This window comes from Micromonospora sp. NBC_00821, from assembly GCF_036347035.1.
Lineage (GTDB): Bacteria > Actinomycetota > Actinomycetes > Mycobacteriales > Micromonosporaceae > Micromonospora > Micromonospora hortensis.
The window spans coordinates 6,613,165-6,638,838 of record NZ_CP108880.1 but is presented as its reverse complement, the minus strand read 5'-3'; the positions used below and the strand labels follow the sequence as shown (position 1 = coordinate 6,638,838).

Genomic DNA, 25,674 nt, shown 5'->3' with positions numbered 1-25,674 from the left:
GCCTTGGGATCGGCCGATATCAGTGAACCCGAGTCGATCAAACGACCGGTCGGTACGTCTGCGCGCCGCGCAGTGGAGTCAGGGGCGCTGGGTCAGTGGCGCTGGGTCAGTCGCGGTGGTGTCGGCCGGTGGAGCGCAACGACCGACGGCTGTTCTCCTGCTCGGGCTCGTTGTCCGACACCGGCTTGCTCAGACCGGCGACCCAGTCGACGAATTCCTCATCCTGAGATGCCAGGGGCTCCGCCTCATCCGACGTCTTCGGGCTCTCCTCGTCGGCGCGGGACCGGTTGCGGCGGAACAGCCCACCGAGCCGCCCTTTCCGGGAGGGCTGCTCTGCCACCTTCGGGTGCGTCGGTTTCGCCGACGTGGTGTCGGTGTCGGTGGTGGCGCTGGAGGGCGTGCCCACAGTGCTCGGGAACTCCGGCCGGCCCGGGTGTCCGGCGGCAGCGGTCGTCTCGCCGGCTTCGGTCGGCGTTGTCCGCGCCGTCGAGCTGTCCTGCGATTCCGCCGACCCGCGTCGCCGAGAGGTGTCGAACGCGTTCCAGGTGCCGGCCCGGCTCAGATCCGGCAACGGTGCCCGATGCCGGGGCTTGGGCATCGGCCCGGTTGGCGCGTCGGGCCTGCTCGGCCCCTCCGATGCCGTTGCGTCCGGCTCGGCGGTCTGCGGTGGCACCGTCCACGTCTGAGTGACCGGCCAGGCCGACGGTGCGGGGGTCCACCGGTCCGCGTCCGGGTCACCGGCGGCGGTGGCCCCGAACAACCCGGCGGCGGGAACGTCCTCGGCGGCGGGCCGCGTGCTGTCGGTGTCACGAGCCTCGGCTACCGCATGATCGCTGGTCGTGTCGGCCGGGGCTGCCTTGCTGCCCGTACCGGCCTTCGGGACGCGCGGGAGGGCTTCCGCGCCAACCGGGCCGGCCTTCGGGACGCGCGGGAGGTCTTCCGCGCCAACCGGGCCGGCAGCGGTGGTCGGCGCCGCCGCTGCTCGCGTCGCGTCGGTCGCGTCGGTCGCGTCGGCCGGTGCTGGTGTCGCCCCACTGGGTGCTGGTGTCGTACCGATCCCGGTGGTCGGGGTCCCTGCGGCGTCGGTTGCCGTGGTGGGGGACTCCGGGCTGGCCGGCACCTGTGTCGCGCCGGCATCGGCGGTCGTCGAGGCAGCCGGTGCTCGCGTCGAGCTGGTGACGGGCGTGGCCGGTGCTCGCTTCGCGCCGGTTGCGGTGGTCCCGTCTGCCGCCGCGCCGGAGGCAACAGCCGAGGCGACCTCGGAGGCCGAATTCGACCGCCCACCCGGGCTTCCACGGCCGGGCCCCGGAGTGTCGGTGGCCACGTCGGAGGCGGTGGTGTCCGGGTTGGCTTTCGACTTACGGCCGCGTCGCGGCTTGATCGTCAGCGGTGCCTCGGGCGTGCCGGGGTCGGCCGGGCCCGCGCTGCTCGCCTTCGTGCTCGTGCCTGACCCCGTGCGCGTGCCCGTCGAGGCCGGGGCGGCGGGACTGGGAGCGCCCGTGCCAGTCGGTGCTGTGCTGGTCGCCTCGGCGCCGCTGCCCGTACTCGTCGGGGCCGTGCTGGTCGGGGCTGCGCTGCTCCGGGCCGTGCTGCCGGTCGCGGGGGTGGGCGCGTCCGGGGTGGTCGGCGCGCTGGCAGCGGCCGCGCTGGTAGTGCCGGAACCGGGTGCGCCCGTGCCGGCCGGGGTGGCGGCGGTCTTGCGGGTGGTGCGCCCACCGGTCGGCCTGCCGCTGGTCGCCGTGCTGCCGCTGGTGCCCGTCGCGGTGCTGCCGGTCGGCTCGTCGACCGCTCGGCCGCCCGTCGGGGTCGCGGCGTCGGTGCGTCCGGCCGTGGTGCCGGTCGCGGTGGCGTCGGTGACGTTGCTGAGGTCGGTGCCGGCCGAGGGCTCGGTCGTCGCCAGGGCATCATCCGGGCGCGGGGGCGTCTGCCCTGCGGCGGTGAACTCGCCGGTCGGCGCGGTCAGCCAGGCCGCGGACTGAGGGGGAGCGGCGGGAGTCGGAGCGGCGGGCGCCGGACCGTGCTGTCCGCTCGCGGTGGTCTCCGGCCAGTCCCAGTGGGCCGGGACGGTGCGTACGGCATCGGGGTCGCCCGTCGCCCACGGACCCGCAACGACGCCGGCGCGCTTCGTGCTGGTGGCCAGCTCGGCGTTTGTCGTCTCCGTGTCGGTGCGCTCGGTGCTGTCCCGGTCGTCCGCAGTGCTGTCCCGGTCGTCCGCCGCGCCGGGCAGCGCCGGGCCGGCGGGCAGCGGGCGCAGGATGGCGGTGGGCTCGATCGCCTGCGGATCGGTGGTACGGGTGCTCGTCGGCCAGCGCAGCAGCGCGGCGGCGGCCGCGCCGAGCGCTCCGGCCAGGATCGCGATCAACGAGCCGTAGTAGGGGGCGGTCTGGTAGCGGTCCACGGCGTCGCCCGGACCGGCGGTCAGGTAGGCGAACGCCACCAGCACCGGACCGGCCACCCCGGTGGCCCCGCTGACCAGTGGAGCCTGACCGCGCCAGCGAGCCAGCCCGGCGGTCGCCGCGCCGGCCAGCAGCGCCACGATGGGCAGCAGGAGCAGCGCCAGCCGCTGAGCGGCGGCGTCGTCGAGCCAGCTCGGCTCCAGTACGCCGAGCCGGACGGTCGGCAGTGGGCCGGCAGTGCCGAGTGACGGTAGTACGGAGATCAGCGCCAGCAGCCAGACGACGCCGGCCACGGCCGCCATGTTCCATCCCAGCTCGGGCCGGAACAGGACGGCTATCGCGGCGCCCGCCCCGATCACCGCACCGACCATGGCGCAGATGCCCACCGCCCAGACCGGGTCAACGGAGATCAGCTCCGCGGCGCGGGCGGGCTGCATGCAGAGCGGGGCGATGACTGTGGCGCCGAGGGCTGCCGCGCCGCCGACCGCCAACTGCCGGCCGGTGCTGGCCGCCGGGGCGTCGCGGCGAGCGAGGCGTCCGGTCAGGACGGCGCCGGCGACGGCCGCGTTCGCGGCGAACCAGCCCACCCAGACGAGCTGGGCCGGCCACTGGTTGACTGTCGTACCGGTGAATGCGCCGGTCAGGCGGACGATGCCGAAACCGTACGCGACGCCGAGCTGGCCGGCTCCGGCCAGCACGCTCACCCCGAGCGCCGTGAGCAGCAGTCTGCCCCAGGTCCGAATGGCCATGTCCGGCACGTTACGCACCTGGTACACCCGATGGCCACCGGCGCGCCGCGCGGCACGCCGGTGGCCATCGGCGGGTCTACTTGAGTTCGACCAGCCGGGCCAGGTAAGTCGTATCCCCGACATTGGTCAGCATGTGCACAGCGCCCGGGTCTCGGTAGACCACTCCGCCGGTGGGCTCGTCGGCGTCGATCCGGGTGCCGTCGATGGTCTGTACGACGTTCTTGGCGCCCTCGATCGCCACCACCAGGTAGGGGTGGTCGTGCCGGTGCAGCGGCTGCCGCTCGCCCGGCTCGAGGCGGATGTGCCAGACCCGGACCCGGTCGTTCTCGTACACGATCTCCTGACCCACCGGTCCGAGTTCGGTTCCGTCGATCACGTCGGTCATCGTGCTCCGTCCAGTTGGGGCAGCACCTCGGCGGCGATCAGCTCGAGGTGGTCGAGATCATCGAAGTCGATCAGGCGCAGGTGGACCCGGGTGGTGCCGATCGCGGCGAACTCGCCGAGCCGCTGCGCGAGCTGCGCGGGGGAGCCGACCACCGGGTCCTCCGGTGGCAGCGCGCTCTTCTCGTGCAGGGGCGCGGCCCGACGCTGGGCCTCCGCGTCGGTCCGGCCGATGGCGACGACGATCCCGGCGGACAGCACCAGCGGGGCGCGCCCGGACTCCGTCCGTCCGGTGCGCTCACACGTCTCGCGCACCCGGTCGTACGCCTCGGCGGTGGCGGCCACGGACTTGAACGGCATGTTGAACTCGTCGGCGTACCGGGCGGCCAGTTCGGGTGTGCGCTTGGGGCCACGCCCGCCCACGATGATCGGTGGGCCGGGCACCTGCACCGGCTTGGGCAGGGCGGGAGCGTCCACCAGCCGGTAGTGGTCGCCAGTGAAGCTGTAGGTCTCGCCGGGCGGGGTCGCCCACAACCCGGTGATCACCTCGAGCTGCTCGGCCAGCCGGTCGAAGCGCTCGCCGACCGCCGGGAACGGGATGCCGTACGAGGTGTGCTCGCGCTCGTACCAGCCGGCGCCGATGCCGAGGTCGACCCGGCCGCCGCTCATCTGGTCGACCTGCGCGACCATCACCGCGAGGGGGCCGGGCAGGCGGAACGTGGCCGACGTCACCAGGGTGCCGAGTCGGATCCGATCGGTTTCCCGGGCCAGCGCGGCGAGGGTCAGCCAGGCGTCCGTGGGGCCGGGCAGGCCCGGGTCGGCGCCCATCGACTGGTAGTGGTCGGCGCGGAGGAAACCCTCGTAGCCGCAGGCCTCGACCAGCCGCGCGAACCGGAGCTGGGTGTCGTAGCTGGCGCCACGGTTCGGCTCGGTGAAGACCGACACCCGCATGGTCAGTGTCCTTCCGCGCCGGCGGTGGCCGGCTGTTCGCGTTCCATGAGCAGTTCGTGCAGGTCGGCGCTGACCTGGGCGACGTCGGCCAGGTGGGCGTTGCGGCCCAGGGTGCGGGGCCGTGGGATGGTCACGTCGACGACCTTGCGGATCCGGCCGGGGCGAGGGCTCAGCACGACCACCCGGTCGGCGAGCAGCACCGCCTCGTCGATCGAGTGGGTGACGAAGACGATGGTCGGCTTGTTCTCCATGTGCACCCGCTGGAGTTCGCCGGAGAGTTCCTCGCGGGTGAGCGCGTCCAGCGCGGAGAACGGCTCGTCCATCAGCATCACCCGGGGCTCACCGATCAACGACCGGCACAGCGACACCCGCTGCTGCATACCGCCGGAGAGTTCGTGCGGCAGCCGCTTCTCGAAGCCGGCCAACCCGGCGACGTCGAGCAGTTGCCGGGCCCGCTCCCGGTGCTTGGCGCGGCTCCAGCCGAAGATCTCCACCGGCAGCAGGACGTTGTCCAGCACTGTGCGCCAGGGCAGCAGCGCCGGCTTCTGGAACAGCATGGCGATGTCCTGGCGGGGGCGCGCGATCGGCGTACCGGCGACGGTGATCTCACCGGCGCTCAGCGGGAGCAGCCCGGCGATCAGCCGCAGCAGTGTGGACTTGCCGCAGCCGGAGCGGCCGAGCACGGCGACGAACTCGCCCTCGGCGACGTCGAGGTTGATGCCGCGCAGCGCCTCCACCCGGCCGGATCGGCCCTCGAAGGTACGGGACACCCCGGACAGTCGGATCATCTCCGGCGCACCTCCGCTGAGTGGACGGTCAGGAATCCGACAAAGGCTAGCCGCCCTGTCGAGGTATGGCACCGGCTGGGGTCGTCGTCAGGTTGTATCCGTTCCGCAACCCGATACGCCTGGCGTCGCAACTGTGGGTTTCTCGTACGCTGTGCCCGCGAAGAGTCCCCCCACGACGGCGGCGCCCGGCTTCCACCCCTCCCGCCGGCCCGTCACGACAACCCCCTCCGGTGGCCTGCCGGCCCCGGTCGGAAAGGACATGGTGCACTGATGAGAAGGCTGACCCGTACGGTCGCTACGGCCGCGCTGGCCACCGCCCTCGCCCTTGTCTCCGCCTGCAGCAGCGGGTCGGATTCGGCCGACGATGCCAAGGGCGGCGACGGCAAGACGCTGCAGAAGGTGACCTACCTCACCTCGTTCGGTAACTTCGGCCGTGACTCCTACGCCTGGGTGGCGAAGGACAAGGGCTTCTTCAAGGAAGCCGGCTTCGACGTCGAGATCAAGGCGGGTCAGGGCACCGGTGGCGTGATCCAGACCGTCGTCGGCGGCCAGGCCGACTTCGGCCCGATCGACCTCACCGGCGGTCTGCTCCAGCTCGGCAACGGCCAGGCGAAGGACTTCACCGCGGTGGCCGCGATCCAGCAGCGCACCATGGCGGGCATCGCCACTGTCGAGGGCAAGAACATCAGCTCGCCGAAGGACCTGGAGGGCAAGAAGCTCGCCGACACTCCCGGGTCCGTGGTCCGCAACCTCTTCCCGACGTACGCCCGGCTCGCCGGTGTGGACGCGACCAAGGTGACCTGGGTCAACGGTGAGGCGCAGAACCTGATCGGCACGTTGGCCTCCGGCTCGGTGGACGGCATCGGTCAGTTCGTCGTCGGTCAGCCGACCATCGAGGCGGTGGCCAAGAAGAAGGCCGTCATGCTGCCGTACAGCAACGTGATGCAGGACCTCTACGGCAACGTGCTGATCACCTCCTCGAAGACCGCCAAGGAGAAGCCCGAGATGGTGAAGAAGTTCACCGCGGCGCTGCTCAAGGGCCTGGAGTACAGCCTGGCGAACTCCAAGGAGGCCGCCGACATCCTGAAGAAGAACGTCGACGCCACCAACCCGGTCTCCGCAGCCGCCGAGCTGGAGCTGATGGCCGCGTACGTCCGTTCCGGCAACACCGGCACCGCGATCGGCACCCTGGACAGCGGTCGGGTCGCCAAGAGCATCGCCATCCTGCAGGGCGCCGGCGCGCTGAAGCAGAACATCACCCCCGAGCAGATCATCGACTTCAGCCTCGCGCCGAAGGCCTGATCGTCCGGTCGTCATCAGGGGGTACGTCCCGCCGATCCCGGTGGGGCGTACCCCCGTCGCTCGTCGGCCCCCGGCGGGCCGTGGGATTTCGAGGAGGACAGAGATGACCGACGTCCGGTCAGCGGACCCGGCGGTGGCGGAACCCCCGCCCCCGGGTGCCGGCCCCGAGGTAGGGCGCGCGGGTCGAGGTGCCGGTCTCCGGGCCGGGGCCGACGCCGTGCTGCCCGCGGTCGGCATCCTGGTCGCGCTGGCGGCGTGGTGGTTGATCGCCCGGCTGGAGCTGGTCCACCCTTTCGCCCTGCCGCCGCCCGGCGACGTGTTCAGCGCGTTCGTCGAGAAGCCCGCCCAGATGCTGGAGCACACCTGGGACACCACGCTGGAGATCCTGATCGGGTTCGCCCTCTCGGTGGCCGCCGGTGTGCTGATCGGGCTCTCGCTGGCCAGTTCCCGCACCGTGGAGCGGATGTTCACGCCGCTGCTGGTCGCTGTGAACGCGGTGCCGAAGATCACGTTGGGCCCGCTGCTGGTGGTGGCGCTCGGCTGGGGCCAGAAGCCGATCCTGACCATGGTGTTCCTGCTCTGCTTCTTTCCGATCGTGCTCTCCACCGCGACCGGGCTGACCACCACGCCGGCCGACCTGGCCGAACTGGTGCGTTCCTGGAACGCCTCCCGCTGGCAGGCGTTCCGCAAGGTGCGCTTCCCGGCGGCGCTGCCGCAGATCTTCGTCGGGCTCAAGGTGGCAATGCCACTGGCCGCGATCGGCGCGGTGATCGGTGAGTTCCAGGCCGGCGAGAGCGGCCTCGGCTACGTCATCACGCAGTACGCCGGCATCGGCGACGCCGCCACCGCCTGGGCGGCGATCATGCTGGTGGCGCTGGTGAGCATTCTGCTCTACGCGGCGCTCCTGCTGATCGAGCGGTTCGCCCTCCCCTGGGTGCGAGAAACCACAAGCAGCCGCTAACCGACCACCCCAAAGATCAACACCCAGAAACGCGAAGGGCCGGCCTCCCTCTCAGGAGGCCGGCCCTTTCCATCGACGCTGCTGGCGCAAAGGGTGTGGCCTACCGTGCCCGGCGCAGGGATCAAGCCTGACCGCCCGAAGCCGGGCACGGTAGGCCACACCCCCAGCCGGCACACGACGAAGAGCGCCGGCACGAAAGGCCAGAGGCGTTTACCCCGCCAACCGCCAACGACCATTGCGGGCGACCAGCGTGGTGAGTGCCTGTGGCATCAGGCCGCTGTGGTTGTCCGGCGTCATGCGGATCGGGCCGGAGAGGCCGTCCATCTGGGACGTCTCCAGCACGTCCCGGATGCCGTTACGGTCCACCTTCCCGATCTCGCCGCCGGCGCGCAGTTCGGCGTCGGCGATCAGCTGGACGGCGTCCGCCGCGAACGACGAGGACCCGTTGTAGCCACCGAAGCGGGCCGTGTAGTCCTGGAACCACTGCCGCCGCGCCGCCTTGGCCGGCGTGGTGGCGATCACGTCATCGATCACCATGGTCTGCGTGAAGATCAGCGTGGCCTTCTCCGTCGCCTTGGCCGCCGCGCCGAGGAAGAGGTCCCCGGCCGCTGCCGCGTCGAAGTAGATCGACCCACGGAAGATGGTCTGCTGCACGCTGGTGGCGGCCAGTGTCGCCTGCTCCGGCGGGGTCCAGAAGACCATCGCGTCGGGCTTGCCCGACGCGAGCTGCTGAACCTGCTGGCTGACGTCGGTGTCGGTGGTCTTGATCCGCTGCTGTCGGAGCGTGATCTTGGCCTTGTCCAGCTCGCTCTTGAGCGCGGTCGCGCCCTCCTGGCCGTAGTCGTCGTCGCTGACCAGCATCCCCACCTTACGGATGTTGTTGCGGCGCAGTTCGGTGGTCAGTGCGGCGGCGCTGTCCGCGGCGTTAGGGCCCAGCTTGAACACGTAGCGCCGTTCAGCGGCCGGCGCGGCGATCGCGCCGGAAGCGGCTAGCGCAATGGTGGGAATCCGCTTCTCGTTGATGGTCCCGACCGCTCCGACCGCGCATTCGTTGCAGCCGCCCATGATGATGGCGCTGACCTTCGAATCGCTGCTGAAGTCGACGATGTTGCGAAGTGACTCGGCCGAGTCGGAACGGTTGTCCTTCACCTTCAGGTCGATCTTCCGGCCGTTCAGTGCTCCGGAGGCGTTCAACTGATCGACCTTGAGTTCGAGGGCGCGCTGGTATGTCCGGCCAACCGTGGCTGCGGCGCCGGAGAGTTCGAGATCGGCGGCGATCACGATCGGACTCGTGTCCTTCTCGGCCTCGCCAAACTGGCAGCCGGTGAGCGTGGTGGCCACTACGGCCGATGCGAGCGCCGCGATGGTCGCGGAGCGGATGGGGCTCAACTCAGTCCTCCAGGTGCGGGCGCGGGCGCTGCCCGGTCACCGCCGCTAATCCGTCCTCAGTGGAGGACGGGATCTCCTCTGCCGTACGGTGTGCGCGAAGCCTGCAAAACCTTGCCAATGGCCGGCGCTGTGGTCAAGCGCGGACCCCGGCAGCATTTTCGGGACGGCCATCCCACATGCTGGGGTAACGCAATGTTTGCAAAAGCTCACTTTGCATACACGCGTGACCACTCTGGAGTTACATGCCCTGTTCAGGGGCTTGCGGAAATGAAGGTATCAGTTGCCCGGATCACGGGATGCGCTCCGTCCGACCGTTTCCTACCTCACTGCGGCTTCCCAAACACGATCATCTCTGATGAAATCGCGGCCGTGCCGCGCGTGGTCCCCTCCGCTTACGGCATGGCTCGGCGGCTCAGGCGGGGAAGAAACGACGGAGGCGATGTCGTGAGCACCGGACCGACGACCCTGCCCGCGCTCGGCGATAGCGGTCGGCCTGCGCGCCGACGGATGCCGAGACTGCGTGATGCCCGGATCCGGTCCAAGTTGGCGTTGATTCTGGTCGTCCCGGTGGCGGCGGTGATCGCGCTGGCCACGGTCCGTCTGATCTCCGTCGGCGAGGGCGCGTTCGATGCCACGCGGGCCCGGTCACTGACGGCCCTCTCCGTCGACGTCAGCGCCCTCACCCAGGATCTCCAGTCCGAACGGATGGCCGCGGCCGCCTACCTCGCCGCTCCGCAGCAGCCGGCCGACGCGTACAACCTGCGGGTCCGCCAGACGCAGCAGCGGGTGGACGAGTACCGCGCCGAGCGGGGCCGGATCGGCGACGTGCCAGCCGCCCTGCGGGACCGGCTGGCCGCCATCGACGACCACCTGGCCACCCTGGACGGCACCCGTCAGGAGGTGCTGGACCGCCGGCAGATGGCTGTCGCCGAGGCGGTGCTCCGCTACGGAGTCATCCTCACCGACCTGGTCTCCTACGGTGACGGCCTGGCCCAGCTGCCCGGCGACGAGAGCCTGGCGGACAGCCGCCGCGCCGTCGCCGCCTTCGCCCGCGCCAAGGCTTCCGTCGCCGAGGAAGAGGCAGTCGCCTTCACCGCGTTGACGGCCGGTCAGCTCGACTCGGAGCAGTTCTCCTCCTTCGTGGCAACGTTGACCGGTCAGCAGGAGGCCCTGGTCGCGTTCTCCCTGGCCGCCGACCCGGTGCAGCGCGCCCTGGTCGACAGCACCGTCTCCGGCGACGCGGTCGGCCTCGCCGACCGGGTGGCCACCGACATCACCCGCTCGGTCGGGCAGCGCCCGCTGGTCACCGCGCAGGACGCCACCGCGGCGATCGGCGCCGTGAACGACCTGATGCGCTGGGCCGAGATCCAACTGCAGGACCGACTGCTTCAGCAGGCCGACCAGGCCCGTTCGGACGTCATCCGGCAGGCAGTGGTCGAGTCGATCCTGGTGTTGCTGACCCTGATCATCGCCGTGTCGCTGGCAGTGGTGCTGGCCCGCTCGCTCAACCACTCGCTGCGCCGACTGCGTGAGGGCGCCCTCTCGGTGGCCAACCACGACCTGCCCGACGCCGTGCAGCGGCTGCAGAACATGGGCAGCGTGGGTGACGGCGGGGTAGACGAGATCGTCCGCCAGGTCCGGGACCCCATCCAGCTCAACACCCGCGACGAGGTCGGCCAGGTGGCGCTGGCCTTCAACGTCGTACACCGGGAGGCGGTGCGGGTCGCCGCCGAGCAGGCGGCACTGCGTACCAGCGTCTCGGCGATGTTCCTCAACCTGGCCCGCCGTAGTCAGACCCTGGTCGACCGGATGATCGGCGAGCTGGACGCGATCGAGCGCGGCGAGGAAGACCCGAAGCGGCTCGCGCAGCTCTTCGAACTGGACCACCTGGCCACCCGAATGCGCCGCAACGACGAGAACCTGCTCGTCCTGGCCGGCGCCGACTCCGCCGCACCGCGTCACGACAACGCGCTGGTGGTGGACGTGCTGCGTGCCGCCCAGTCCGAGGTGGAGCTCTACAACCGCATCGAGTTCGGCACCGTCGACACGGATATCTCGGTGGCCGCACACGCGGTGAACGACGTGGTACGCCTCGTCGCCGAGCTGCTCGACAACGCCACCCGGTTCTCGCCGCCGAACACCACAGTTGTCGCCGACGGTCGCCGGATCCGCGACTACGTGCTGATCCAGATCGAAGACCGCGGTCTCGGCCTCACCGACGACCAGCTCGACTCGCTCAACCGGCGGCTGGCCGCCCCGCCGAGCGTGGACGTCGCCGCGTTCCGACTGATGGGTCTGGCCGTGGTGAGCCGACTCGCCTCCCGCTACGGCATCCGGGTGGAGTTGCGCCGCAACGTCGAGGGCGGCACCGTCGCCCAGGTGACGTTGCCCGCCGCCACTGTGGTGCTGCCCAGCAACCGGGGCCGCGAGCAGGTGCTCACCCGACCACGTCAGCCGATGGCCGTGGAGCAGGCGCCGCTCACCTCGGGCGGCCACGCCGAGCAGTTCGCCGGTGCCGGGACGACGGCGGCGACCTTGCCCGACCAGTGGCGGACCAGCCCGCCGGCACCCGCCCAGTGGCAGTCGCCGCTGGACTCGCGGGACACCACCCCGGCCGTACAGGCGGGTGGCTACACCGGCCCGCGTTCGACGATGCCGCCGGCACCCGCCGCCCCGGCACCCGTCGCCGCCCCCGCCGCCCCGCTCCCGCCGGCCCGGCCGGCCTACAGCAACGGCGCGGGCGCCTCGCTGGGCAGCCCGACAGTGGCCTACCCGACGGTCGACCCGCTGCCCCGACGCGGGTCCACCCCGGATGCCCCGGAGACCGCGGATGGGCGTGGCACGCAGAGCCTCCCGGTCGGGCCGGTCGCCGGGCCGGGCGCTGTGGCACCGCCGGCCGTTCCGTCGGTGCCCGCCGCACCGGTCAGCACCCGGCCCGACTTCCCCGCCGAGGCTCCGATCTTCCGGGAGATGGAGGCGGTCTGGTTCCGGTCGCACGGCGACGACGCCACCGCGATCTTCACCCGGCCCAACTTCGACGAGCCGCCCGCACCCGCCACCACCGCAGCGGCCGACGCCGGCCTGCGCACCGGCAACGGCGGCCAGCCGAGCGCCGGATCCGTGCCGGCCGCGTCGCCGGCCCGACCGAAGCTGCCGACCCGTACCCCGGGCAGCTCCGGCACCGACGGAGCGGCCACCCCGGGCGCCGACGGACTCGGCGCCACAATGGACGGTTTCGCGGCGCGGCCGTCGGCGCCGCCGACGTACGCCCCGCCCCCGGCCGCCCGGCCGGCTCCGGCCGCACCCGCCCCCGACCCGGGGGCATGGCGCACGGCGGCGGACGAAGGCTGGTCCCGGGCCAGCCGGGCTGCCGAGCCGGCTCCCGCCGGGACCACCCGCTCCGGGTTGCCCAAGCGGGTGCCGCAGCAACAGCTCGTGCCGGGTGGCATCGAACCGAAGAGCGGCCGGGACCGCAGCCGGCGGACCCCGGATGAAGTACGTGGTCTGCTGTCGGCCTACCACCGCGGTGTGCAGCGCGGTCGGACGGCCGGAACGGACCTGAACAGCACCTCGACCAAGGAGAGCCGATGAACAGGCCAGCTGCCATGCAGGACATGGGTTGGCTGCTCACCAACTTCGCCGACAGCGTGGCGGGCATCGCCCACGTGGTGGCGGTGTCCGCAGACGGGCTGCTGCTCGCCTCCTCCCGGGATCTGCCGGGGGACCGGGCGGACCAGCTCGCCGCGATCACCTCCGGGGTGGTGAGCCTGACCGAGGGCGCGGCCCGGATGTTCAGCGCGGGCGGGGTGTTGCAGACAGTCATCGAGATGGACAGCGGGTATCTCTTCCTGATGTCGATCAGCGACGGCTCCTCGATGGCCGTGCTGGCCGCGCGCAGCTGCGACGTGGGCCAGGTGGGCTACGAGATGGCGCTGCTGGTCGAGCGGGTGGGCGCCGCGCTGGTGCCGCTGCCGCGCGACGCGGTGCGCTCTTAGCACCGGAAGGCGGCGCTCTTTCCGAGCGCCGGACCAGGGACGAGAGGCGGCACAGTCCGGCTCAGCAGGGGACGAGGAGGTGATCGGGAATGGACCAACGACGCGCTGACCCGCGTGGCGCGCTGGTGCGTCCGTACGCGGTCACCCGTGGTCGTACCGAGCCCCGGCAGGACATCGCCCTCGAGGCCGTCCTGACCGCCTCTCCCACCCAGGTCGCCGAGTCCCGCTTCGCCGGGCACGACAAGCACCGCATCGCCACGGTCTGTGAGGGCCGAGCACAGTCGCTGGCGGAGATCGCCGCGTATACCCGGATGCCGCTTGGCGTCGCCCGGGTGTTGGTCGCCGACATGGTGGCCGAGAGCCTGCTGACGTTACACACTGCTGCTCCCGCCGAGGGGTTCGAGGAGCGGATGGAACTGCTTGGAAGGGTGCTAAGTGGACTTCGCAGGCTATGACCCCGCAGGGGGGCGGCCGGGCCGGGGAATCGTATCCGCGAAGATCGTCGTCGCGGGCGGCTTCGGCGTCGGTAAGACGACACTGGTCGGGGCGATCTCCGAGATCACACCGCTGACCACCGAGGCGTTGATGACCGCGGCGGGTGTCGGCATCGACGATCCGTCCAAGGTGCCGGGCAAGGAGACCACCACGGTCGCCATGGACTTCGGCCGGATCACCATGGCCCAGGACCTGATCCTGTACCTCTTCGGTACACCGGGTCAGACTCGGTTCTGGTTCATGTGGGACGAGATCATCCGGGGGGCGGTGGGTGCCGCCGTGCTGGTGGACACCCGCCGGATCACCGACGCCTTCGCCCCGCTGGACTACTTCGAGAACCGCAACCTGCCGTACGTGGTGGCGCTGAACAAGTTCGACGGCGCACCGCAGTACGAGGCCGAGGAGGTCCGCGAAGCGCTGGCCATCTCGCCGCAGGTGCCGCTGGTGATGACCGACGCCCGGCAGCGGGACTCGGTCAAGCAGGTGCTGGTGACTGTCGTCGAGCACGCCATGCTCCGACTCCAGTCCGAGCACGGGCGGGGCTTCCCGACGCCGGTCGGCTGAAACGTCGCGTCACGGCCGGCTCACGACGGCCGGCCGTGACGCGTACAGGCGTGTCGACGCCCTCGGCTCGACCGAGGACGTCCCCGCACGCCCTAGTCGACCCGAAGCCGGTAGCCGCGCTTCACCACTGTCTGCACCACGCGGGGCGCGCGCAGGCCGGCCCGTAGCCGGGCGACGGCCATCTCCACCGCGTGCTCGTCCGCGCCCCGGGGCAGCGTCCTCAGCAACGCCGTGCGGGACAACACCCGACCGGGGGACTGGGCCAACGCCCGCAGCACCGCCATCGGCGCGGGCGCTAGTGGCCGCAGCTCGCCGTCGATCACCGCGGCGTGCCCGCGCAACGTGAGCAGATGCCCGCCGGCCTTGAACGTCACGGTCCGGCGGGGCAGCTCGTCGACGATCGTCCGCACCAGTGCGCCCAACCGGGCCCGACCGGGCGCGCTCACCGGCACCCCGTGCCGCAGCAGCGGCTCGGCGGTCACGGCCCCGACGCAGCTGGCCAGCACGTCGCTGCGCAACGCGGACAGCACCGCGTCGGTGCGGTCGCCGGCGGCCCGCAGCAACGCCTCGGCCGCCGGCGCCGAGGTGAACGTCACCGCGTCCACCAGCCGACCGGCGATCAGGTCGATCAGCCGGTGCAGCGGCGCCGGATCGGTCGGCGGTGCCCAACGGTAGACCGGCACCTCGATGACGGTGGCGCCCGCCGCCTCCAGCGCGAGCGTGCACTCGGGTTGACGCTCGCCGTGCAGCTGCATGGCGATGACCTGCCCGGCCACGCCGCGCCGGCGCAGATGGTCGACCACCTCGTCGCAGCTTTCCGAGGCGGGCGACCACTGGTCGTGCAGCCCGGCCGCCCGGATCGCGCCGCGTGCCTTCGGGCCGCGCGCCACCACGTACGAGCTGGACAGCACGGAGCGCAGCGGCTCGGCCAGCCCCCAGCCCTCGGCCGCTTCCAACCAGCCGCGCATGCCGATGCCGGTGTTGGCCATCAGGATGTCCGGCGGCTGGTCGAGGCAGGCGCGGGTCGCCTCGCGCAGCTCGGTGTCGTCGGACAGCGGCACGATCCGCAGCGCCGGGGCGAGCACCACCCGGGCGCCCCGTCGTTCGAGCAGCGCGGCCAACTCGTCGCGCCGCCGGTCGGCGGTCACCCCGATGGTGAAGCCCGACAGTTCTTCCCGCATCAACCCTCCTGTCGCAGCCGCACCTCGACCAGCCCGTTGCGGCAACGTGCGTCGTGTCGGGCCACGGCCACCCCGGGCAGGTCGAGGCAGTGCCCGCTGCGCAGGTCGTACACCTGCTTGTGCAGCGGTGACGCGACAGTCGGCACCCCGCCGCGGCTGCCGACGATGCCCCGGGACAGCACGTACGCCCCGGAGACCGGGTCGCGGTTGTCGATCGCGAACAGCTCGTCGGCGACCCGGAAGAGCGCGATCTGCACCCCGTCGACCAGGGCGGCGACGCCCCGGTCCGGCTCCAACCGGTCGAGCGGGCAGACGGTGGTCCAGGTAAGGGTGAGGGTCTGGGTCATCGCCGTACCTCCGGTAGGCCGAGGGTGACCGGTTGCCGACGGCGACCATTGGTCGGCTCGGATCCGGTCGGGGACTGGTCGCGTACGGGGACCGGCTGGCCGCGTTCCCTGGTGAAGGTGATCGACGGGTCCGGTACGTCGGGGGCGTTGACGAAGGACGTGTAGCGGCGCAGCCGATCCGGGTCGTCCAGGACGTCGCGCCACTCGTCGGAGTACGACGACACGTGCTGAGCCATCGCCGCGTCGAGGTCCTCGCAGAGCCCGAGCGAGTCGTCCACGATGACCGAGCGCAGGTGGTCCAGGCCGCCGTCCATGGCCTCGATCCAACCGGCGGTGCGTTGCAGCCGGTCGGCGGTGCGGATGTAGTAGATCAGGAACCTGTCGATCAGCCTGATCAGCGCGTCCGTGGACAGGTCGGTGGCGAACAGGTCGGCGTGCCGGGGCCGGAAACCACCGTTGCCGCCGACGTAGAGATTCCAACCGGTCTCGGTGGCGATGATGCCGAAGTCCTTGCTGCGCGCCTCCGCGCACTCCCGGGCGCAACCGGAGACCGCCGACTTGAGCTTGTGCGGAGCACGCAGCCCGCGATAGCGCAGCTCCAGCGCCACGGCCAGCCCCACCGAGTCCTGCACCCCGTACCGGCACCACGTTTCGCCCACGCACGACTTCACAGTGCGCAGCGCCTTGCCGTACGCGTGCCCGGACTCGAAGCCGGCGTCGACCAGCCGCCGCCAGATCTGCGGCAACTGCTCCACCCGCGCCCCGAACAGGTCGATCCGCTGCCCACCGGTGATCTTCGTGTAGAGCTGGAAGTCCCTGGCGACCTCGCCGATCACGATCAGCTTCTCCGGGGTGATCTCGCCGCCCGGGATCCGGGGCACCACCGAATAGCTGCCGTCGCGCTGCAGGTTGGCCAGGAAGTGGTCGTTGGTGTCCTGCAACGACGCCTGTTCGCCGTCGAGCACGTGCCCGCTGCCCAGCGAGGCGAGGATGGACGCCACCACCGGCTTGCAGATGTCACAGCCGCGGCCCCGACCGTGCTCGGCGACGAGCCGGGAGAAGGTGCGGATGCCGCGGACGCGGACGATCTCGAACAGCTCCCGCCGGCTGACGTCGAAGTGCTCGCAGAGCGCGCTGGACTGCGCCACCCCGGCCGCGTCCAGGAGCTGCTTCAGCATCGGCACGCAGGAACCGCAGCTGGTGCCGGCCCTGGTGCACGCCTTCAACGCCGGCACGTCCGCGCAACCGTCGGCGATGGCGGCGTCCACGTCGCCTCGGGTCACCGCGTTGCAGGAGCACACCTGCGCCGCGGCGGGCAGCGCCCCGGCGTCCGCGCCGCCGCCGTCGGGGGCGAGCAGCGCCAGCGGCGCGGCCGGCAGCGGGCCGCCCACACTGGCCCGCAGCGTCGGGTACGCGCTGGCGTCACCGACCAGAACCCCGCCGAGCAGGGTGTGCGCGTCGTCGGAGAGAACCAGCTTCGCGTAGACCCGGGTGGCCGGGTCGGTGAACGTGACGTCCAGGCAGCCCTCGGTCGTGCCGTGGGCGTCGCCGAACGAGGCCACGTCGACGCCGAGTAGCTTGAGTTTGGTGGCGGTGTCCGCGCCCGGGAAGGTCGCCGCGCCGCCGACCAGCCGATCGGCCACCACCTCGGCCGTCGCGTAACCAGGCGCGACCAGACCGTGGCAGGTGCCGTCGACAGCCGCGCACTCCCCGACGGCCCAGATCCGCTCGTCGGCGGTACGACAGGTCGCGTCGACGAGCACCCCGCCGCGCGGGCCCAGCGGCAGGCCGGCGTCCCGGGCCAACTGGTCCCGGGGCCGGATGCCGGCGGCCACCACCACCAGTTCGGCGTCGAGGGCGGTGCCGTCGGACAGTTCCAGGGCCGCGACGCCGCCGTCCGGGCCCTGACGGATCGCTGTGGTCGCCACCCCGAGATGGGTCCGTACGCCCAACTCGTCGACGTAGCGGCGGAGCATCGCGCCGCCGGCCTGGTCCACCTGCACCGGCATCAGCCGGGGCGCGAACTCGACCACGTCGGTGCTTAGGCCGAGCAGTCGCAGGGCATTGGCGGCCTCCAGACCGAGCAGCCCGCCACCGATCACCGCGCCGACCCGCCGGCCCCGCGCGTACGCCCGGATCGCCGCCAGGTCGTCAAGGGTCCGGTAGACGAAGACCCCGGGCAGCTCAGTGCCGGCCACCGGCGGCACGAACGCGTACGACCCGGTGGCGAGCACCAGCGCGTCGTAGCGGTATTCGCCGACGGCCGTGGTGACCACCTGTCGGTCCCGGTCGACGGCGGTTGCCGGCTCGCCGAGTCGCAGCCGCACCCCGTCGTGCGGGGTGTGCAGGTTGAGTTCGCTCTCACCGACCCCGTCGAAGTACGCCGAGAGCCGCACCCTGTCGTACGCCGGGCGCACCTCCTCGGCCAGCACCGTCACCCGCCAGGTGCCCTGTGGGTCACGGGCGCGCAGCGCGTCCACGAAACGCTGCCCGACCATGCCGTTGCCGATGACGACCAGTTCGCCGCCGCTCATCGCGTCACCTCCACCGATTCCGCCTGGCTCAGCCAGTCGACGATGCCGCTCACCGCGTCCCGGCATCCGCCGCACCCGGTGCCGGCCCGCGTCGCGGCCACCACCGCATCGACAGTCCGGGCGCCGGAGCGCCAGCTTCTGACCAGTGCGCCCTTGCTCACCGTGTTGCACTGACAGACCGTGGCCGCGTCCGGCATCAGCGCCGGTGAGGCGGCCGGGGTAGCGCCGGCCGCGCCGAGTGCCCTGCCGAGCAGCAGCGCCCGGCGGTCACTCGGCACCGGCTGACCACGGTCGAAGAGTTGAATCACAGTGCCGACGGCCGGGTTGTCGCCGAGCAGGATCGCGCCGATCAGCCGCTCGTCCCGGATCCGCAGCCGGGCGTAGGTGCCCCGGGTCGGGTCGGCGAAGGTCAACTCCTCGTCCGGCCCGCCACTGGCCGCGTCACCCATCGAGGCCAGGTCGATCCCGGCGGCCTTCAGCCGGGTCACCACCGGGCGGGGCCGGTAGCGGGCCAGGGGGTCCGTCCCGGTCAGCACGTCAGCGAGCACCTGGGCCTGGGCCCAGGCGGGCGCGACCAGCCCGGTGAGCACGCCGTCGTGCTCGGCGCAGTCGCCGATCGCCGAGATGGACCGGTCGCTGGTGCGCAGCCGGTCGTCCACCACCACGCCGCGCCGCACGGTCAGGCCGGCGGCCTGCGCGAGGGCGGTGTCCGGGCGTACGCCGCAGGAGAGCACCAGCAGATCGGCGCGGAGCGACCGGCCGTCGGCCAGGTCGAGGCGGACACCGCTGGCGTCCGCTGCCACGCCGGTCGCCGACACCCCCAGTTGGACGCTGACGCCGAAACCGGCGAGCGTGCCCGCGAGCACCGCGCCGGCGGTCGGGTCCAGTTGACGTTCCATCAGGTGCTCTCTCGGGTGCACCACAGTGGTGGTCAGCCCTCGGGTGGCCAGCCCTCGGGCGGCTTCCAGGCCGAGCAACCCGCCGCCGAGCACCAGCGCGCTGCGGGCGCCGTCCGCCGCGGCGAGGATCCGCCGGCAGTCGTCCAGGGTCCGGAAGGGGACCACCCGCTCCGGCAGGTTCGCCGGGTCGAGGCCGGGCAGTGGCGGCACCACCGCACGGGCGCCGGTGGCGAGCACCAGATGGTCGTACCCGATCCGCTCGCCGTCGTCGGTTCGGACCTCCCGGGCGGACCTGTCGACGGCCGTCACCGGTACGCCGCTGCGCAGGTCGACGCCGTGCCCGGCGGCTTCGGTCAGCTCCACGTCCGGCTCGTCGATCCGGCCGGCAAGCAGGGTGGAGAGCAGGATCCGGTTGTACGCGCGATGCGGCTCGGCCCCGAGCACAGTGACCTTCCGGTCTCCCTCCCGGGCGTGCAGCTCAGCGGCGAGGCGCGCGCCCGCCATCCCGTTGCCGACGATGACCACCCGGGCGGTCATGCCTTCTCCACCCGGACCGCGCAGATCTTGAACTCGGGCATCCCGGAGATCGGGTCCACCGCGTCGTTTGTCACCGAGTTGGCGCGTCCCGCCCCCGCGTAGTGGAACGGGGCGAACACGGTGTCGGGTCGGATCCCGGCGCTGAGTCGGGCCGGAGCGCGGAACTCACCTCGGCGTGAGGTGACCCGCACCGGGTCGCCGTCGTCGATGCCCAGCCGGGTGGCCAGGTCGGGGTGCAGTTCGACGAACGCCTCCGGGGCGGCGCGCCGCAGCGCTGCCACCCGTCGGGTCTGGGTGCCCGACTGGTACTGCGCCAGCACCCGCCCGGTGGTGAAGTGCAGCGGGTACGTGTCGCAGACCTCCTCGGCGGCGGGCCGATGGTCGACGCTGTGGAAGCGCGCCCGGCCGTCCGGTGTGGCGAACCGGTCGGCGAAGAGTCGGGGCGTGTCCGGCCCGTCCTCGGTCGGGCAGGGCCAGTAGACCCCGTCGTCGGCGTCGATCCGGTCCCAGCTGATGCCGGCGTAGTCGGCGGCCCCACCGGCGGAGGCGCGGCGCAACTCGGCGAAGACGGCGGCCGGGTCGGCCGGGAACCGAGCCGCCGCGACGGCGGCCGGTCGCACACTGGCCGGGTCGGCGTCGGCCGGGTTGGCGTCCGTCGACTCGGTCTCGGCCAGCCGCACCGCCAGGTCGGAGATGATGGCGAGGTCGGTCCGGACACCCGGCGGGGGCGGCCGTAGCGCGCGCCGACGCAGCACCCGACCTTCCAGGTTGGTCATGGTGCCGTCCTCCTCGGCCCACTGCGCGGTCGGCAGCACCACGTCCGCCAGCGCGGCCGTCTCGGAGAGCAGGAGGTCCGCGACGACCAGCAGGTCGAGGTCGCGCAGTCGGCCCTCGATCCGGGCCGCCCGGGGAGCCGAGACCACCGGGTTCGACCCGAACACCAGCAACGCGCGTGGGCCACCCGGGGTGCCGAGCGAGTCGAGCAGTTTGTAGGCGGGCACTCCCGGGCCGGGCAGTTCGTCGGCCGGCACGCCCCAGACCCCGGCCACGTGCTCGCGGGCCGCCGGGTCGTCGATCCGCCGGTAGCCGGGCAGTTGGTCGGCCTTCTGCCCGTGCTCCCGGCCGCCCTGGCCGTTGCCCTGACCGGTGAGGCAGCCGTACCCCGATCCGTCGCGGCCGGGCAGACCGAGGGCGAGGGCGAGATTGACGTACGCGGTGACGGTGTCCACCCCCTTGGCGTGCTGCTCGGCGCCGCGCGCGGTCAGGATGATCACGCGACCGCCGGTGCCCAGCGCTCGGGCGGTCGCCTCCAGGTCGGCCACCGGCACCCCGGAGAGCTGTTCCGCGCGGGCCGGCCACCAGGCGGCGACGCCCCGGCGGACCGCGTCGAAACCGGAGGTGCGGTCGGCCACGTAGGCCCGGTCGACCCAACCCTCGGTGAGGGCGATGTGCAGCAGCGCGTTGGCAACCGCCAGGTCGGTGCCGGGCAGCGGTTGCAGGTGCAGGTCGGCCTGGCGGGCGGTGGCGGTGACCCGGGGGTCGATGACGATCAGCTTTCCGCCGCCCCGGCGCTGCTCGGTGAGCCAGCGCACCAGCGGCGGCATGGTCTCCGCCGGGTTCGCTCCGACCAGCAGCAAGGTGTCGGCCCGGCCCAGGTCGGCGAGGGGGAACGGCAGCCCACGGTCGATGCCGAAGGCCCGCATCCCGGCGGCTGCCGCCGAGGACATGCAGAACCGTCCGTTGTAGTCGATGTGCCTGGTACGAAGCCCGATCCGGGCGAACTTCCCCAACGCGTACGCCTTCTCGTTGGTCAGACCACCACCGCCGAAGACGGCGACCGCGTCCCGGCCGGCGTCGTCCTGGACGGCGCGGATGCCGGCGACCACCCGGTCGAGCGCGGTGTCCCAGCTCGCCGGGCGCAGCTCGCCGGTGGCCGCGTCTCGCACCAGCGGAGTGGTCAGCCGGTCCGGGTGGTCGAGCAGTTCGGCGGCGGTCCAACCCTTCTGGCACAGCCCGCCCCTGTTGGTGGGGAACTCACGTGGGTGGACCGTCACACCAGCGTCGTCAGCGCGCAGCGTCATCCCGCACTGCAGTGCGCAGTACGGGCAGTGCGTCGCCACTTCCCGGGGCGTCAGCCCCGGTGGAGTCGCCGACCGTGCACCGTCTGTCATGTCGGGAAAGCGTGCCGCCGGGCGGTTTCCGGTCCGGGTCCCTTCTGTTTCGGTCCTGTCAAGTGGGGCTCACACCGCACAGGAGCAGCGGGTGTGACGGGTGGGTGACGGCGGCCGCCTCGGACGGACGCTCGACCAGCGCGGCCATAGCGGACCTCATCCCGCAGGCAGCGGTCAGCGCAGGTCAGCGCAGGTCGGCGTGGTGTGAGGGCGGCGGGTCACCCGACTCTCACCGGACTGCGCCTGACGGGAACGCGGGTGGTTGAGCGACGGGCCGCCGGGGCGAGCGTGTCCGGCCAGATCAGGCCCTGCGGGCATCACGAACAGGGACCGGCGGGCGACCGCATCGCCATTCGTGGCCAGCTCGTAACCGTCAATCCACAGCCACCCGCCGTCCATCGGCCAGTCGAGAACGCGAATCACGTGGACGAAGATCGGGCGCAGGAACTGCACACTCGCGGGGCGGGTCAGGTGCAAGACGTCGCCCGTGTGCGGCTCCCGCGGTGTGGGCTTCGGCTCGGGTCGCCGATCGGACGGCTGGTCCGGCGCGGTGCCCTCCCTGGTAGTCACTGTGGGCAGGAGCTGCCCCGTCAGGGCTCGACCTGCTCAGATCTTGGACAGTTTCCGTTCTGACGTAACGGAAACTGTCCAAGATCTGAGCAGGTCGAAGGCGGCCCCGCCACGAACGCGTTAGCCGCGTTCCGTGAGATCTACCGGCCGCGCCGTCTGATCCCCCAGGAAGCACCCCCCCCCGAAGCCTCCCCCCGCGCTTCCCGCGTACCGCCCTCTCCTGCGGCGATCTTGCATTTTCTGTGGCGGCATAAAGGATGAATGCGACGAAACGACGACCGGAAGTGCAAGATCGGCGGCGGTCTCGATGACCACTAGCCCTTGAGTCGCACCGGGGGGTGGGGCTGAATCTTTGACGACGTCAGCCCCGTTCGCTGGCTTATAATGTGGGAAAGTTGTCTCAATAGGTGGGAGTCCGCGATGAGTGTGACTGACGTTTTCGACGCGGTTGCCGGCACCTACGACGAGGCGCGCAGGCGGCTGATCCCGTGCTTCGACGCCTTCTACGGCGCCGCCGTCCAGGTGGCAGCGCCGCCGTTGCGTGCCGCGCTCGCCGCCGGTCGTACCCCGGAGGTGTTGGATCTGGGCGCGGGCACTGGCCTGCTCTCCCTGCTGCTGTCCACCGCGGTGCCCGGAGTCCGGCTGACCCTGGTGGACGGAGCGCCGGCGATGCTCGCCCGCGCCACCGACCAGTTGGATGCGCGGTCCGTGCCACACCGAACGGTCCACGCCGACCTGGCTGACGAACTGCCGCCGGGCCGGTACGACGCGGTGGTCAGCGCGCTGGCGATCCACCACCTGGACGACGCCGGCAAGCGCTCGCTCTACCGGCGGGCCGCCGCCGCGCTGGCGCCGGGTGGGGTGTTCGTCAACGCCGAGCAGGTCGCCGGCCCGACGCCGGAACTGGACCGGCGCTACGACGAGGTGTGGCTGGAGCGGATCACCGAGCTGGGCGCGTCCCCCGACGAGATCGCGGCTTCCCGGGAGCGGATGCGCCACGACCGCCCGGCCACGGTGGCCGACCAGTGCCGGTGGCTCGCCGAGGCGGGCCTAATCGACGTCGACTGCTACTTCAAGGAGTGGCGCTTCGCGGTGTTCGGCGGCCGGGCCGGGTAAGCCCGACGGAATGTGCGTTTCGCCGCCCGGGGGCGAGCCGGTGAACGCAGGGATGACTGTTGGTCACACCGATGGGTAATCTGCTCGGCATGACTGCCAAGGTGACTCTCTCGTTCACGGACGAGACGATCGAGGAGGCGCGGCGGTTCGCCAAGCGCGAAGGGCTGTCGCTCTCCGCGTGGATGGACCAGGCCGCCCGGGAGAAGGCGCTGCGCGAGGTCTTCACCGCGCACGCTGCCGCCGTCGGCCGCGCCAGCCTGGATCTGGAGTCCGCCGCGCTCGCCGACGCCCGCGAGGTGGGCATGGTCAACGACCTGTTCTCCGGCGGACGGCCGCGTGCTGCGTAGGGGTGAGATCTGGCGCATCGAGGGCGCCCGAGAACGCCTCGGCCTCGTGATCAGCTCGGACGTCTACAACTCCACCGACGTGCCCATCGTGATCGTGGTCGAGGTGGTCGAGGAGTCGCTCCTGCGGGACTCGCCGCTCGCCGTGTCGATGGGCCGGTACGTGGTGATGCCCGACCGGATCTCCTCGCCCATGAAGAAGTGGTTCACCGCGTGCGTGGACGTCGCCGACACCGACACCATGCTCCGGGTCGGCCGCGCGCTGCGCATCCTCCAGCAGCTCTGAGCGCGCGCGAAGGCAGCTCCGATCGTGCCGCCCCGGTGGCGTGCTCACCATCGCCGCCGGCCCGTGGTGCGATAGCCGTTTCCGGCCCGACCCGCGACGGGCACTGCCAGGTAACCGGGTGTTCCTAGCGTTTCCCCTCGTCACATCGACGAGGAGGAGCCGCCGTGAGCACGCTCACCAGCACCGTAGTCACCGCCGAGCCGCCTGCCGTCACCGGTCGCCGGCAACCGCTGCAGGACTGGCGCCCCGAGGACCCGGACTTCTGGCAGGCCACCGGCGCGCCGATCGCCCGACGCAACCTCTGGGTCTCGATCTTCGCGGAGCACGTCGGCTTCTCGGTGTGGAGTCTCTGGTCGGTCACAGTGCTGTTCCTCGGCCCCGCGTACGGCATCGATCCGGCCGGGAAGTTCCTGCTCACCGCCGTGCCGGCCGCCCTGGGCGCGGTGCTGCGGCTGCCGTACACGCTGGCGGTGGCCCGCTTCGGCGGACGACGCTGGACGATCATCAGCGCACTGCTGTTGCTGGTGCCCGCGGTCCCGATGACGGTGCTGCTGGAACCCGGGGTGTCCTACACCACCCTGATGGTGCTCGCCTGCCTCACCGGGGTCGGCGGCGGCAACTTCGCCTCCTCGATGGCGAACATCAACCTGTTCTACCCGCAGCGGCTCAAGGGGCGGGCGCTCGGGCTCAACGCCGGTGGCGGCAACCTGGGCGTACCCGCCGTGCAGTTGGTCGGCCTGGCGGTCCTCGCCACCGCGGGTGCCGCGTACCCCCGGTTGGTGCCGGCGGTCTACCTGCCGCTGATCGTGCTGGCCGCGCTGGCCGCGGCCCGCTGGCTGGACACCGTGCCCGGGGCACGCAACGAGCCGGGCGCGTTGCGGGAGGCGGCCCGCGACCCGCACACCTGGGTGATGTCGCTGCTCTACATCGGCACCTTCGGCTCGTTCATCGGCTTCGGCTTCGCGTTCGGCCAGGTGCTCCAGCTCCAGTTCGCCGAGCGGTTCCCCACCCCGGTCGACGCCGCCTGGCTGACCTTCCTGGGCCCGCTGGTCGGCTCGCTGATCCGGCCGCTGGGCGGGCACCTCGCCGACCGTCTGGGCGGGGCACGGGTGACCTTCTGGAACTTCGTGGCGATGGCGGCTGGCGCGAGCACAGTGCTGTACGCGGCCCGGGAGCGCTCGTTCGGGCTCTACCTCGCCGGGTTCCTCGCCCTCTTCGTCTTCTCCGGCGTCGGCAACGGCTCCACGTACAAGATGATTCCGGCGATCTTCCGGGCCCGCTCGGCGGACGCGGTGGCCGCCGGTCAGCGTGATCCGGAGGCCGCCGCGCGGTGGGCGCGACGGATGACCGGCGCGTTGATCGGCATAGCGGGTGCGATCGGCGCCTTCGGCGGGGTGCTGGTCAACATCGCGTTCCGCCAGTCGTTCCTCAGCTCGGGCAACGCCGACGCCGCCTACCTGGCCTTCATCGGCTGGTACGCGTTGTGCTTCGCGGTCACCTGGGTGGTCTACCGCCGTCCGAGGGCCGGTCGACTCGCCAACGTGTGAGCTGAGACACCCTCGGCGCGTCGCCGCGCGGGACCGCACCCCCGTTTTGACCTGCGGACGGGGCGCCGGGTATCGTTGCCTGCTGTTGTACGACATCCAGAGGCGTGCCCCTTCAGGTACGCTTGGTCGTTCGTGCGCGCTGGTCCGGCCTGCTAGATCTGGTCACCTCGG

At 71.9% G+C, this 25,674-nt stretch carries 21 protein-coding genes; 10 read left to right on the top strand and 11 right to left on the bottom strand.

What is annotated here, in order from left to right:
• Positions 1 to 106 precede the first annotated feature (106 nt).
• From OHB44_RS30420 to OHB44_RS30405, 4 genes are all read right to left on the bottom strand, one after another.
• Entirely contained in the window at positions 107 to 3,145 is a 3,039-nt protein-coding gene (locus tag OHB44_RS30420; protein ID WP_330438973.1) for a hypothetical protein, read from the bottom strand.
• A 76-nt stretch (positions 3,146 to 3,221) separates the two neighbouring features.
• Entirely contained in the window at positions 3,222 to 3,530 is a 309-nt protein-coding gene (locus OHB44_RS30415; protein ID WP_007465195.1) for a cupin, read from the bottom strand.
• Positions 3,527 to 4,477 (bottom strand): LLM class F420-dependent oxidoreductase, encoded by a 951-nt coding sequence (locus tag OHB44_RS30410; protein WP_266304412.1) that lies wholly within the window; start codon positions 4,475 to 4,477, stop codon positions 3,527 to 3,529. Before OHB44_RS30410 ends, OHB44_RS30415 begins: the two co-directional genes overlap by 4 nt.
• A gap of 2 nt (positions 4,478 to 4,479) precedes the next feature.
• The gene (locus tag OHB44_RS30405; protein ID WP_238687817.1) at positions 4,480 to 5,265 is read right to left on the bottom strand and encodes an ABC transporter ATP-binding protein; all 786 of its coding nucleotides are present in this window, start codon (positions 5,263 to 5,265) and stop codon (positions 4,480 to 4,482) included.
• 270 nt (positions 5,266 to 5,535) lie between these two features.
• On the opposite strand from OHB44_RS30405, the gene OHB44_RS30400 reads away from it, so the two are divergent.
• Both OHB44_RS30400 and OHB44_RS30395 read left to right on the top strand, forming a co-directional pair.
• On the top strand, positions 5,536 to 6,567 hold the full coding sequence (locus OHB44_RS30400; RefSeq protein ID WP_266304413.1) for an ABC transporter substrate-binding protein: 1,032 nt from the start codon (positions 5,536 to 5,538) through the stop codon (positions 6,565 to 6,567).
• Between the two features lie 103 nt (positions 6,568 to 6,670).
• Positions 6,671 to 7,528: an ABC transporter permease gene (locus OHB44_RS30395; protein WP_330438972.1), complete on the top strand. Its 858-nt coding sequence runs from the start codon at positions 6,671 to 6,673 to the stop codon at positions 7,526 to 7,528.
• A 210-nt stretch (positions 7,529 to 7,738) separates the two neighbouring features.
• Here OHB44_RS30395 and OHB44_RS30390 read toward each other — a convergent pair whose 3' ends face one another.
• The gene (locus OHB44_RS30390) at positions 7,739 to 8,917 is read right to left on the bottom strand and encodes an ABC transporter substrate-binding protein (RefSeq protein WP_238687814.1); all 1,179 of its coding nucleotides are present in this window, start codon (positions 8,915 to 8,917) and stop codon (positions 7,739 to 7,741) included.
• Positions 8,918 to 9,361: 444 nt separating this feature from the next.
• On the opposite strand from OHB44_RS30390, the gene OHB44_RS30385 reads away from it, so the two are divergent.
• From OHB44_RS30385 to OHB44_RS30370, 4 genes are all read left to right on the top strand, one after another.
• Positions 9,362 to 12,508, top strand: a complete 3,147-nt coding sequence (locus OHB44_RS30385; protein WP_330438971.1) for a sensor histidine kinase — start codon at positions 9,362 to 9,364, stop codon at positions 12,506 to 12,508.
• Positions 12,505 to 12,912 (top strand): roadblock/LC7 domain-containing protein, encoded by a 408-nt coding sequence (locus tag OHB44_RS30380; protein WP_007465177.1) that lies wholly within the window; start codon positions 12,505 to 12,507, stop codon positions 12,910 to 12,912. The genes OHB44_RS30385 and OHB44_RS30380 overlap by 4 nt, the downstream gene beginning before the upstream one ends.
• Before the next feature lie 89 nt (positions 12,913 to 13,001).
• Positions 13,002 to 13,367, top strand: a complete 366-nt coding sequence (locus OHB44_RS30375; protein WP_007465174.1) for a DUF742 domain-containing protein — start codon at positions 13,002 to 13,004, stop codon at positions 13,365 to 13,367.
• Complete coding sequence (locus OHB44_RS30370) at positions 13,348 to 13,971, top strand: GTP-binding protein (RefSeq protein WP_030329978.1); 624 nt, start codon at positions 13,348 to 13,350, stop codon at positions 13,969 to 13,971. Before OHB44_RS30375 ends, OHB44_RS30370 begins: the two co-directional genes overlap by 20 nt.
• A gap of 92 nt (positions 13,972 to 14,063) precedes the next feature.
• Here the strand turns inward: OHB44_RS30370 and OHB44_RS30365 are convergent, their stop codons facing one another.
• The 6 genes from OHB44_RS30365 to OHB44_RS30340 all read right to left on the bottom strand — a co-directional run bounded on the left by OHB44_RS30365 (position 14,064) and on the right by OHB44_RS30340 (position 22,117).
• The gene (locus tag OHB44_RS30365; RefSeq protein ID WP_238687812.1) at positions 14,064 to 15,152 is read right to left on the bottom strand and encodes a uroporphyrinogen-III synthase; all 1,089 of its coding nucleotides are present in this window, start codon (positions 15,150 to 15,152) and stop codon (positions 14,064 to 14,066) included.
• Positions 15,152 to 15,499 (bottom strand): nitrite reductase small subunit NirD, encoded by a 348-nt coding sequence (nirD, locus tag OHB44_RS30360; RefSeq protein ID WP_238687811.1) that lies wholly within the window; start codon positions 15,497 to 15,499, stop codon positions 15,152 to 15,154. Before nirD ends, OHB44_RS30365 begins: the two co-directional genes overlap by 1 nt.
• Positions 15,496 to 18,033 (bottom strand): nitrite reductase large subunit NirB, encoded by a 2,538-nt coding sequence (gene nirB / locus OHB44_RS30355; protein ID WP_238687810.1) that lies wholly within the window; start codon positions 18,031 to 18,033, stop codon positions 15,496 to 15,498. The genes nirD and nirB overlap by 4 nt, the downstream gene beginning before the upstream one ends.
• Positions 18,030 to 19,469 (bottom strand): FAD-dependent oxidoreductase, encoded by a 1,440-nt coding sequence (locus OHB44_RS30350; RefSeq protein WP_266304416.1) that lies wholly within the window; start codon positions 19,467 to 19,469, stop codon positions 18,030 to 18,032. The genes nirB and OHB44_RS30350 overlap by 4 nt, the downstream gene beginning before the upstream one ends.
• The gene (locus OHB44_RS30345; protein WP_330438970.1) at positions 19,466 to 21,640 is read right to left on the bottom strand and encodes a molybdopterin oxidoreductase family protein; all 2,175 of its coding nucleotides are present in this window, start codon (positions 21,638 to 21,640) and stop codon (positions 19,466 to 19,468) included. Before OHB44_RS30345 ends, OHB44_RS30350 begins: the two co-directional genes overlap by 4 nt.
• 174 nt (positions 21,641 to 21,814) lie before the next feature.
• A complete protein-coding gene (locus OHB44_RS30340) occupies positions 21,815 to 22,117 on the bottom strand; it encodes a hypothetical protein (RefSeq protein ID WP_330441298.1) in 303 nt (100 codons plus the stop codon).
• A gap of 513 nt (positions 22,118 to 22,630) precedes the next feature.
• Here OHB44_RS30340 and OHB44_RS30335 point away from each other — a divergent pair.
• The 4 genes from OHB44_RS30335 to OHB44_RS30320 all read left to right on the top strand — a co-directional run bounded on the left by OHB44_RS30335 (position 22,631) and on the right by OHB44_RS30320 (position 25,503).
• Positions 22,631 to 23,326, top strand: coding sequence for a class I SAM-dependent methyltransferase (locus OHB44_RS30335; RefSeq protein ID WP_238687806.1), 696 nt, complete (start codon positions 22,631 to 22,633; stop codon positions 23,324 to 23,326).
• An 89-nt stretch (positions 23,327 to 23,415) separates the two neighbouring features.
• Positions 23,416 to 23,673: a DUF6364 family protein gene (locus OHB44_RS30330; RefSeq protein ID WP_091403518.1), complete on the top strand. Its 258-nt coding sequence runs from the start codon at positions 23,416 to 23,418 to the stop codon at positions 23,671 to 23,673.
• Positions 23,663 to 23,956, top strand: coding sequence for a hypothetical protein (locus tag OHB44_RS30325; protein ID WP_091402325.1), 294 nt, complete (start codon positions 23,663 to 23,665; stop codon positions 23,954 to 23,956). Before OHB44_RS30330 ends, OHB44_RS30325 begins: the two co-directional genes overlap by 11 nt.
• Before the next feature lie 164 nt (positions 23,957 to 24,120).
• Positions 24,121 to 25,503 carry a nitrate/nitrite transporter gene (locus OHB44_RS30320; RefSeq protein WP_330438969.1) on the top strand — a complete coding sequence of 461 codons (1,383 nt, stop codon included), beginning with the start codon at positions 24,121 to 24,123 and terminating at the stop codon, positions 25,501 to 25,503.
• Positions 25,504 to 25,674: the final 171 nt, after the last annotated feature.

Bases quoted from the DNA above. Each gene is read 5' to 3' on its own strand.
- OHB44_RS30410 (WP_266304412.1), bottom strand. From the start codon at position 4,477: ATGCGGGTGTCGGTCTTCACCGAGCCGAACCGTGGCGCCAGCTACGAC.
- OHB44_RS30345 (WP_330438970.1), bottom strand. From the start codon at position 21,640: ATGACAGACGGTGCACGGTCGGCGACTCCACCGGGGCTGACGCCCCGG.
- OHB44_RS30415 (WP_007465195.1), bottom strand. From the start codon at position 3,530: ATGACCGACGTGATCGACGGAACCGAACTCGGACCGGTGGGTCAGGAG.
- nirB (WP_238687810.1), bottom strand. From the start codon at position 18,033: ATGAGCGGCGGCGAACTGGTCGTCATCGGCAACGGCATGGTCGGGCAG.
- OHB44_RS30405 (WP_238687817.1), bottom strand. From the start codon at position 5,265: ATGATCCGACTGTCCGGGGTGTCCCGTACCTTCGAGGGCCGATCCGGC.
- nirD (WP_238687811.1), bottom strand. From the start codon at position 15,499: ATGACCCAGACCCTCACCCTTACCTGGACCACCGTCTGCCCGCTCGAC.
- OHB44_RS30365 (WP_238687812.1), bottom strand. From the start codon at position 15,152: ATGCGGGAAGAACTGTCGGGCTTCACCATCGGGGTGACCGCCGACCGG.
- OHB44_RS30375 (WP_007465174.1), top strand. From the start codon at position 13,002: ATGGACCAACGACGCGCTGACCCGCGTGGCGCGCTGGTGCGTCCGTAC.
- OHB44_RS30400 (WP_266304413.1), top strand. From the start codon at position 5,536: ATGAGAAGGCTGACCCGTACGGTCGCTACGGCCGCGCTGGCCACCGCC.
- OHB44_RS30330 (WP_091403518.1), top strand. From the start codon at position 23,416: ATGACTGCCAAGGTGACTCTCTCGTTCACGGACGAGACGATCGAGGAG.
- OHB44_RS30335 (WP_238687806.1), top strand. From the start codon at position 22,631: ATGAGTGTGACTGACGTTTTCGACGCGGTTGCCGGCACCTACGACGAG.
- OHB44_RS30395 (WP_330438972.1), top strand. From the start codon at position 6,671: ATGACCGACGTCCGGTCAGCGGACCCGGCGGTGGCGGAACCCCCGCCC.
- OHB44_RS30380 (WP_007465177.1), top strand. From the start codon at position 12,505: ATGAACAGGCCAGCTGCCATGCAGGACATGGGTTGGCTGCTCACCAAC.
- OHB44_RS30350 (WP_266304416.1), bottom strand. From the start codon at position 19,469: ATGACCGCCCGGGTGGTCATCGTCGGCAACGGGATGGCGGGCGCGCGC.
- OHB44_RS30420 (WP_330438973.1), bottom strand. From the start codon at position 3,145: ATGGCCATTCGGACCTGGGGCAGACTGCTGCTCACGGCGCTCGGGGTG.